Source organism: Kineococcus terrestris, assembly GCF_041020755.1.
GTDB classification, from domain to species: domain Bacteria; phylum Actinomycetota; class Actinomycetes; order Actinomycetales; family Kineococcaceae; genus Kineococcus; species Kineococcus terrestris.
Genome location: NZ_JBEUEI010000011.1, coordinates 105,620 through 114,834 on the forward strand (window position 1 = coordinate 105,620; position 9,215 = coordinate 114,834).

Sequence of the window (9,215 nt, forward strand, 5' to 3'; positions counted from 1 at the left end):
CGCGGCGGCGGGTGATCACCGCGCCCGGCGCGCCGCCCGGTAGCCTGCGGCCGCATGACCGACCAGGACGGACCCCCGGAGACCGGGGAGGGCGAGGCGTCCGGTGCGGCCCGCGCCCCCGACGACCTGTTCCTGCGGATCGTGGCGGGGGAGCTGCCCGCGACGATCGTGCACTCCGACGAGCTCGTCGTCGCCTTCCGCGACGTCGCCCCGCAGGCGCCCGTGCACGTCCTCGTCGTCCCGCGCGAGCGCTACGAGACCGTCGCCGAGCTCGCGGCGGCGGCCCCCGCGACGCTGGCCCGCCTCGTCGAGGTCGCCCAGCGCGTCGCCGACGCCGAGTGCGGCGGGCAGTTCCGGCTCGTCTTCAACTCCGGCCCCGCGGTGGGGCAGTCGGTCATGCACGTCCACGGGCACGTCCTGGGTGGTCGCGGCTTCACGTGGCCGCCCGGCTGAGCGAAGGGTTGGATGGTGCGCCATGTGCGGCTTGTGCGGTGAGGTCAGGTTCGACGGACGACCGGCGGACGTGTCCGCGGTCCAGCGCATGTCCGCGCCGCTGGCGTCGCGGGGCCCGGACGGGGAGGGGTACTGGGCGCAGGGGCGGGTCGCCTTCGGCCACCGGCGCCTGTCCATCATCGACCTGTCGGCGTGCGGGTCGCAGCCCATGGTGGACACGGAGCTCGGCCTGACGGCCGTGTTCAACGGGTGCGTCTACAACTACAAGGAGCTGCGGGCCGAGCTGCAGGGGCACGGCTACCGCTTCTCCTCGACCTCCGACACCGAGGTCATCCTCAAGGGCTACCACCGCTGGGGCACCGACGTGGTGCACCACCTGGTGGGGATGTTCGCCGTCGTGCTGCACGAGCGCGACAGCGGCCGCGTGGTGCTGTTCCGCGACCGCCTCGGCATCAAGCCGATGTACCTGGCCGAGACGCCGCAGCGGCTGCGGTTCGCCTCCACGCTGCCCGCGCTGCTGGCCGGCGGCGAGGTCGACACGACGATCGACCCGGTCGCGCTGCACCACTACCTGACCTGGCACGCCGTCGTCCCCGCGCCGCTGACGGTCCTCAAGGGCGTGCGCAAGCTGCCGCCGGCGACCGTGCGGGTCGTCGAGCCCGACGGCACCAGCCGCGAGCACCGCTACTGGGCGCCGGACCACGTGCGCCGCGAGGAGTTCGCCGGCTTCTCCGAGCGCGACTGGGAGGACGCGGTCCTGGAGGCGCTGCGCGTCGCGGTGCGCCGGCGCCTGGTCGCCGACGTCCCCGTCGGGGTGCTGCTGTCCGGCGGCCTGGACTCCAGCCTCATCACCGGCCTGCTCGCCGAGGAGGGGCAGACGGACCTGGCCACCTACTCCATCGGGTTCGAGGCCGTCGGCGGGCGCGAGGGCGACGAGTTCGCCTACTCCGACGTCATCGCCGAGCGGTACGCCACGAACCACCACCGCATCCGCGTCACGGGCGACGAGCTCGTCGGGGCGCTGGGGCACGCCGTGGGCGCGATGAGCGAGCCGATGGTCAGCCACGACGTCGTCGCCTTCGACCTGCTGTCCCAGCAGGTCTCGCAGACGATCCGCGTCGTGCAGTCCGGGCAGGGCGCCGACGAGGTGTTCGGCGGCTACCACTGGTACCCGCCGCTGGCGGGGGTGCCCGTCGAGCGGGGCGTCGAGGCGTACGCGAAGGCGTTCTTCGACCGCGACCACGCCCAGATGCAGCAGGTGCTGCGGCCGGAGTGGATGCCCGGCAGCGACGTGTCGCTGGAGTTCGTGCGCGAGCACTTCGCCCGCCCGGGCGCCGAGACCGCCCTGGACGCGGCGCTGCGCCTGGACACCGAGGTGATGCTCGTCGACGACCCGGTCAAGCGCGTGGACAACACGACGATGGCGTGGGGCCTGGAGGCCCGCGTGCCGTTCCTGGACCACGACCTCGTCGAGCTGGCCGCGGCCGTGCCGCCGGAGATGCACCTGGCCGAGGGCGGCAAGGGGATCCTCAAGCGGGTCGGGTACCGGGTCATCCCCCGCGAGGTCATCGACCGGCCCAAGGGCTACTTCCCGGTGCCGGCCATCACGCACCTGGAGGGCAAGGTCCTCGGCCTGGTCCGGGACGCCCTGTCCAGCGAGGCCGCCCGCCGGCGCGGGCTGTTCCGCCCCGAGTACGTGAGCCACCTGCTGGACGCGCCGAACGAGGAGCTGACCCCGCTGCGCGGCAACAAGCTGTGGCAGCTGGGGCTGCTGGAGCTGTGGCTGCAGCAGCACGGGGTGGACTGACCGGCCGGGGACGGGAGGCACCGCAGTGAGCACTGTCAGGGGACGCCGCCGCACCACCGTCGCGGGCCTGCGCCAGCGGGGGAGGGAGGCGCCGGCGATCTCCAGCCGCAGCTGGCAGCGCCCGCCCCGGCACCTGGTGCGGGACATGGCCGAGGACGTCGTCCTCGACATGGGCTGGGGGCGGCTGGTGTTCGGCCAGACGTTCACCGACCAGCGGGCCGTCGTCGACGCCCTGCGGGCGGAGGAGACCGGCGAGCGCGACATCGCCATGTACGTGCGCGACCCGCAGGTGCTCGTCGGCCTGGCCCCGCACGAGCTGTTCGTCGACCCCTCCTACACGTACCGCCTGCCGCTGCAGCGCTACCGCCCGCCCCGCGACCGCAACCCCGACGTGTTCGTGCGGATGGTCCGCGACCGCGCCGAGCTGGACGAGGTGAACCGGCTGTACGCGGCCAACGGCATGGTCCGCTCCGACCCGGACGTCATGTGGGCCAACCACCGCACCCGCACGTTCACCTACCTCGTCGCCGAGGACACCCGCACCCGGCGCATCGTGGGCACCGTCACCGGCGTCGACCACGTCCTGGCGTTCGGCGACCCGGACGAGGGCTGTTCGCTGTGGTGCCTGGCCGCCGACCCGCAGGCCGCCCCGCGCGGGGTGGGGGAGGCGCTGGTGCGCGTCCTCGTCGAGCGCTACGTCGCCCGCGGCCGCGCGATGCTGGACCTGTCCGTCCTGCACGACAACACCGGCGCCATCGCGCTGTACCGCCGGCTGGGGTTCCACCCCGCGCCGCCGGTGGTCGTCAAGCGCAAGAACCCCATCAACCGGCCGCTGTTCTCCCCGCAGCCGGACGGCCTGGCGCAGCTGAACGCCTACGCGCGCATCATCGCCGACGAGGCCCTGCGCCGCGGGGTGCGGGTGCAGGTCACCGACGCGCCCAGCGGGGAGATGCGCCTGACGTTCGGGGGGCGCTCGCTGCTGACCCGCGAGTCGCTGTCGGAGCTGACGAGCGCGGTGGCGATGAGCCGCTGCGACGACAAGCGCGTCACCCGCCGGCTGCTGGAGCGCACCGGGGTGCGGGTGCCGCGCGCGGTGGAGCTGGGCGAGGACCCGCTGTCCGACCCGGACGGGCTGGCGGCCGCGCAGCGGCTGCTGGAGGAGACGGGTCCCGTGGTGGTCAAACCCGCGCGCGGGGAGCAGGGCAAGGGCATCACCGTGGGCGTGGCCGACGCCGAGGGGCTGCGCCGCGCGGTGGCCGAGGCGGCCCGGTACTGCCCCGACGTCCTCGTCGAGGAGCTGGTGGCAGGGCAGGACCTGCGCGTGGTCGTCATCGACCACCAGGTCGTGGCCGCCGCGGTGCGCCGGCCCGCCGCCGTCATCGGCACGGGCACCGACACCGTCGAGGCGCTGGTGCGCAAGCAGAGCCGCCGGCGCGAGGCCGCCACTCACGGGGAGTCGCGCATCCCGCTGGACGCCGCCACCGAGGCCGTGGTGCGCGAGGCGGGGTGGGCGATGGACGACGTCCTGCCGCGCGGGCGGCGCCTGGAGGTGCGCCGCACCGCGAACCTGCACACCGGCGGCACCATCGACGACGTCACCGACGACCTGCACCCCGACCTCGTGGACGCGGCCGTGGCCGCCAGCCGCGCCATCGGCATCCCGGTGACGGGCCTGGACTTCCTCGTGCCGGACGTGTCCGGTCCCGAGCACGTCGTCATCGAGGCCAACGAGCGCCCCGGGCTGGCCAACCACCAGCCGCGGCCCACCGCGCAGCGCTTCCTGGACCTGCTCTTCCCGGAGACGCGCACGGGCTCGTGAGCCCGGTGCGGGCGGCGGCGCGCCCCGGGTGGTCCGCGCCCGACGGCGGCGGGCATCATCGGGCGCGATGAGCACCGTCGACCGCCACCTGCCGCGCAGCGCCGAGCCCAGCACCCGCCCCGGCGCGGTGCCCGCCGCCGGGCAGCGCCGGCAGACCGTGTCCGCCGCGGTCGGCGCCCCCAGCGGCACGCGCGACGTGGAGATCGACCGCGAGTACCTGACGACGACGCTCATGGAGATGCTGCGCATCCCCAGCCCGTCGGGGCGCACCGACGCCGTCATGCAGGCCGTCGGCCAGCACATCGACGCCCTGGGCCTGTCCTTCGACCTGACCCGCCGCGGGATCCTGCGCGCGACGCTGCCGGGGCGCACGAGCACCGTGCGCCGGGCCGTCGTCGTGCACGCGGACACCATCGGGCTGATGGTCAAGCGCGTGAAGGACGACGGCCGCCTGGAGGTCGTGCCCGTCGGCAGCCACAGCGCCCGCTTCTCCGAGGGCGCCCACGTGACGATCTTCACGGACGACTTCGACCGCGTGTACACGGGCACGGTCCTGCCGCTGAAGAGCTCCGGGCACACCTTCGGCGACGAGATCGACACCCAGGGCGTGGGCTGGGAGTTCGTCGAGGTGCGGGTGGACGAGCCCGTCGAGTGCGCCCGCGACGTCTTCGCCCTCGGCATCCAGGTCGGCGACTTCGCCGCGCTCGACGCCGCCCCGCAGATCACCCGCGGCGGGTACGTGAAGTCGCGCCACCTGGACGACAAGGCGGGCCTGGCCGCGTGCCTGGCGGCGCTGAAGGCGCTGCGCGACGCGGAGGCGCCGCTGGCCGTGAGCGCGCAGTTCCTCGTGACGATCGGCGAGGAGGTGGGTTTCGGCGCCACCCACGGCCTGGCCCCCGACGTGGCCGAGCTGGTGGCCGTCGACAACGCGGTGGTCGCCGAGGGGCAGAGCTCGCGCGAGGAGCTGGTCAGCGTCGGCATGCTCGACATGACCGGCCCGTTCGACTACCACCTCTCGCGCCGGCTGCACTCGCTGGCCCGCGAGCACGGGATCCCCGCCGTGCGCGACGTCTACAAGCACTACCGCTCCGACGCCGCGCCGGCGCTGGAGGCGGGCATCGAGGCGCGCGCGGCCCTGCTGGGGTTCGGGCTGGAGTCCAGCCACGGCCACGAGCGCACCCACGTCGACGGGCTGGTGGCGCTGGCGCGGCTGCTGGCGGTGTACCTGCAGAGCGGGCTGACGTTCGACGACTGGGACCGCGCGGACTTCGGCGACCTGGCCGACTTCCCCAGCGTCAGCGTGCAGCCGGCGCAGAAGGAGCCGCTGGACCGCACCGTGGTGCCCGACCGCGCCGAGGGCTGAGCCCCCCCGCGCGCGGCGGGCCCGCGCGTCAGGCCGGTGCGCGCTCGCGGGCGCCGCGCCGGCCGAACACCGCGACGCCGACCGTCACCGAGGCGAACAGCAGCACGCTCATCGCCAGCAGCAGCGGCCAGGAGCCGAACTGCGCCAGCAGCGGGATCGAGGCGGCCGTGACGAGCCCGCCGCCGAAGAACGGCTCGAACACCAGCTGCTCGTAGCCGAACGCCTCCATCGCCGGCGTCCTCGCCTCCGGGTCGGCCACGCGGATGAGGATGAGGCCGGTGGCGGTGACGCCCAGGGACTGGCCCAGGTCGCCGATCCCGCGCTCGAACCAGTACTGCGGGAAGATCCGCTTGGCCAGCACGAGGAACAGCCCCACGTTCCAGGCGACACCGGCGACGGCCAGGACCGCGAACGTGCCGAAGTTCGCCGCGATGGTCTGCAGCGACAGCGTCCCGAGGGCGCTGATGATCAGCAGGTCCAGCGCGATCCCCTGGATGCGCAGCATCATCCGCCGGTCGACGATGCCGGTGCTGTCGCGGCGGTCGACGACGACCTGCACGGCGATCCCGCCGATCATCGCCAGCGGGAACAGCGGCACGTGCTCCAGCAGCTGGACGGTGTCCGCCCACAGCGCCCGCTCCAGCGCCTGCAGCCCGGACAGCACCACGGCGCCCAGCAGCACCGCGACCGCGATTACCGCGAAGTGGATCGCGAGCGGTTCCACGGAGTTCGCGCGGACCGTCATCATCGCCGCGGGCGGCTGCTGCTCGCGCTCGTACAGCCCGCGCTGCTCGGCCAGCGACGTCCTCGCCCGGTCCTCCAGCACCTCCGCGCGGCCCGTGCGCACCGCCCAGTTGATGAGCCCGATGCCGATGACGACCCCGGAGACGACGCCGACGGTGGCCAGCCCGAGGGCGAGGTCCTGCCCCTCGGGGAACCCCAGGTCGCTGAACGTGGTGCCCAGCCCCGCGGCCGTGCCGTGCCCGCCCTCGAAACCGACCTCGATGAGCGCGCCCACCAGCGGGTTCGCGCCGAACACCGGCACCAGCAGCACCAGGGCCAGGACGATGCCCACGACGTACTGCCCGGCGCCCATGGCGACGCCGAAGCAGATCTGCGGGCCGGCCAGCCCGAGCGCGGTGCGCGGGGAGGGCAGGCGCTCGCCGAGGAACAGGGTGGCGAACACGACCGAGATGAGCAGCCCCGGCAGCTCGCTCCACACGTCCAGGACGGTCTGCGGCCACAGGCCCCCGGCCAGCGGCGCGTCCTCGCCGGCGAGCGCGGTGACGAGCGCGCCCAGCACGCCGGGGCCGACGAGCAGGGCGAGGATCCCGGCGATGATGGAACTGGGCAGGAACAGCTCCTGCGCCCACAGCGCCCGGATGCGGACGAGCTTGGCGGCCAGCAGCAGCACGCCCAGCAGGAGCAGGGCGAGGCCGACGTCGTCGGCGGTCACGGGCGCCTCCGGGTCTCGGGGCGCCGCGCCCGCGGCGGGCGCAGCGTGGTCGGGCGATCGCTCTGGCGGCGCGCGCCCCCCGGGATCAACCCCGCGCGGTCACGGTGCGGCGTCGATGTCGGCCCCGGCGGCGTCGGGCTCCTCGGCCCAGGCGCGCAGCCGCGCGGTCCACCCCGGCGCGCGGCGCACCGGCGCGCCGTCGAGCGCGACGACCTCGACCGCGCCGCGGACGCTGGAGACCAGCCACGCCCCGTCGGCGCCCGCCAGCTCCGCCAGCGCGAGCGGGCCCTCGGCGGTCGGCACGCCCTCGCGGGCGGCACCGGCGAAGACGGCCCGCTGGGTGGTGCCGGCCAGGATCCCGCTGGCCCCCGCCGCCGGGGTGCGCAGCGTCCCCGCGGCCAGCACCACGACGGTGGCCGTGGGCGCCTCCAGGACCTCACCGGCGGGCGTGGTGAACACGGCGTCGTCCGCGCCGCGGCGGGCCGCCTCGCGCAGCGCCGCGGTGTGCACGGCGTACGACAGCGACTTGACCCCGCCCAGCAGCCACGGCGCGGCCGCGTGGGTGTCCAGGGCCGTGCCGCGGTCCAGCGCCACGAGGCGCACGCCGCGCTCGCGGGCGGCCAGCACCTCGGCGCCCACCGGGCGCAGCGTCAGCAGCGCGGTGGGGCCCGCCGCGGCGGTGCCGCGCGTCAGGGTCAGCCGCAGCGCCGCCTCCGCGCCCGCCGGCACCTCCCGCGCCGCGGCCCGGGCCGCCGCCCGCCACACGTCCGCGGTCGGCGAGGTCAGGTCCAGGGCGGCGGCCGAGCGGGCCAGGCGCTCCAGGTGCGCGTCCAGCCCCAGCGCGCGCGGCGGGTCCCCGCCCAGCACGCGCAGCGTCTCGAAGCAGCCGTCGCCGCGGGTCAGGCCGCCGTCGTCGGCGCCGACCACGGCGGCACCGGGCTCGACCTCGTGGACGCGGCCGTCGCGCAGCAGGAGGGTGCGGGGGTCGGGTGCGGGGGAGCTCACGGCGGTCAGTGTGCCGCCGCGGTGCCGCCGCGCCCGCGCGCGGGCCGGTCCGGGCGCTCGGCGCGCGCGCCGGTGTCGCCGCCGGTCGTTAAGCTCGCTCGTGCAAGCAGCGCCGGCGGGTGGGCCGCCGGCCGGACCCGCGCACGGAGGCGAACGGCCCGTCAGGGCGCCCATGGCCAGCACCGACCCCACGACCCCCCGCTCGAGCGCCGGGCAGGAGCCCGCGGCCGCCGTCGAGCCCGCCGCCACCACCCGGCACGTCGTCGTCGTCCCGCCCGAGGTCAGCATGGTCTCGCTGCTGGGCGCGCGCGACGAGCTGCTGCGCGTGCTGGAGCGCGCCTTCCCCCGCACCGACGTCCTCGTGCGCGGCAACGAGATCACCCTGACCGGCAGCGCCGGTGAGGTGGCCCTCGTCGAGCGCCTCGTCGACCAGATGACGGCCGTCCTGGCGGCCGGGCAGCCGCTGTCGCCGGACGCGGTGGAGCGCTCGGTGGCGATGCTGCGCGCGCAGGCCGCCGGCACGGGCCAGGACCGCCCGGCCGACGTGCTGACGCTGAACATCCTGTCCAGCCGCGGGCGCACCATCCGCCCCAAGACGGTCAACCAGAAGCGCTACGTCGACGCCATCGACGAGCACACGATCGTCTTCGGCATCGGCCCCGCCGGCACGGGCAAGACGTACCTGGCGATGGCCAAGGCCGTGCAGGCGCTGCAGGCCAAGCAGGTCAACCGCATCGTGCTGACGCGCCCGGCGGTCGAGGCGGGGGAGCGGCTGGGGTTCCTGCCCGGCACCCTCACCGACAAGATCGACCCGTACCTGCGGCCGCTGTACGACGCGCTGCACGACATGCTCGACCCCGACTCGATCCCGCGGCTGATGGCCGCCGGCACGATCGAGGTGGCGCCGCTGGCGTACATGCGCGGGCGCACCCTCAACGACGCCTTCATCATCCTCGACGAGGCGCAGAACACCTCGCCCGAGCAGATGAAGATGTTCCTGACCCGCCTCGGGTTCGGCTCCAAGATCGTCGTCACGGGCGACGTCACCCAGGTCGACCTGCCGAGCGGCACCGACTCGGGCCTGCGGGTCGTGCAGGACATCCTCGAGGGCGTGGAGGACGTGCACTTCTCGCGGCTGACCAGCACCGACGTCGTGCGCCACCGCCTGGTCTCCGAGATCGTCGACGCCTACGGCCGCTGGGAGGAGTGGGGGGGGGGGGGGGGGGGGGGGGGGGGGGGGGGGGGGGGGGGGGGGGGGGGGGGGGGGGGGGGGGGGGCGGGTTGTGGCGGGGCGGGGGGGGGGTGTGGTCCC

Annotated in this window: 7 protein-coding genes; 5 read left to right on the forward strand and 2 right to left on the reverse strand. The window is 75.4% G+C overall.

Going from position 1 to position 9,215, the window contains the following annotated elements; genetic code table 11:
- The first annotated feature begins 54 nt into the window (after positions 1-54).
- The 4 genes from AB8M62_RS08915 to AB8M62_RS08930 all read left to right on the forward strand — a co-directional run bounded on the left by AB8M62_RS08915 (position 55) and on the right by AB8M62_RS08930 (position 5,442).
- On the forward strand, positions 55-453 hold the full coding sequence (locus AB8M62_RS08915; protein ID WP_369055661.1) for an HIT domain-containing protein: 399 nt from the start codon (positions 55-57) through the stop codon (positions 451-453).
- Positions 454-475: 22 nt separating this feature from the next.
- Entirely contained in the window at positions 476-2,260 is a 1,785-nt protein-coding gene (locus tag AB8M62_RS08920; protein WP_369055660.1) for an N-acetylglutaminylglutamine amidotransferase, read from the forward strand.
- Between the two features lie 25 nt (positions 2,261-2,285).
- Positions 2,286-4,079: an N-acetylglutaminylglutamine synthetase gene (gene ngg, locus AB8M62_RS08925; protein ID WP_373694893.1), complete on the forward strand. Its 1,794-nt coding sequence runs from the start codon at positions 2,286-2,288 to the stop codon at positions 4,077-4,079.
- Positions 4,080-4,146: 67 nt separating this feature from the next.
- The gene (locus AB8M62_RS08930; protein ID WP_369069284.1) at positions 4,147-5,442 is read left to right on the forward strand and encodes an osmoprotectant NAGGN system M42 family peptidase; all 1,296 of its coding nucleotides are present in this window, start codon (positions 4,147-4,149) and stop codon (positions 5,440-5,442) included.
- Positions 5,443-5,470: 28 nt separating this feature from the next.
- Here AB8M62_RS08930 and AB8M62_RS08935 read toward each other — a convergent pair whose 3' ends face one another.
- Both AB8M62_RS08935 and AB8M62_RS08940 read right to left on the reverse strand, forming a co-directional pair.
- On the reverse strand, positions 5,471-6,898 hold the full coding sequence (locus AB8M62_RS08935; RefSeq protein ID WP_369069285.1) for a sodium/glutamate symporter: 1,428 nt from the start codon (positions 6,896-6,898) through the stop codon (positions 5,471-5,473).
- A gap of 99 nt (positions 6,899-6,997) precedes the next feature.
- On the reverse strand, positions 6,998-7,903 hold the full coding sequence (locus tag AB8M62_RS08940; protein WP_369069286.1) for an aminotransferase class IV: 906 nt from the start codon (positions 7,901-7,903) through the stop codon (positions 6,998-7,000).
- Between the two features lie 172 nt (positions 7,904-8,075).
- Here AB8M62_RS08940 and AB8M62_RS08945 point away from each other — a divergent pair.
- Positions 8,076-9,215, forward strand: a 1,140-nt coding sequence (locus AB8M62_RS08945) for a PhoH family protein (RefSeq protein WP_369069288.1), incomplete at its 3' end; no start/stop codon positions are given.

Coding starts and splice junctions, on each gene's coding strand:
- AB8M62_RS08915 (WP_369055661.1), top strand. CDS start 55: ATGACCGACCAGGACGGACCCCCGGAGACCGGGGAGGGCGAGGCGTCC.
- AB8M62_RS08920 (WP_369055660.1), top strand. CDS start 476: ATGTGCGGCTTGTGCGGTGAGGTCAGGTTCGACGGACGACCGGCGGAC.
- AB8M62_RS08930 (WP_369069284.1), top strand. CDS start 4,147: ATGAGCACCGTCGACCGCCACCTGCCGCGCAGCGCCGAGCCCAGCACC.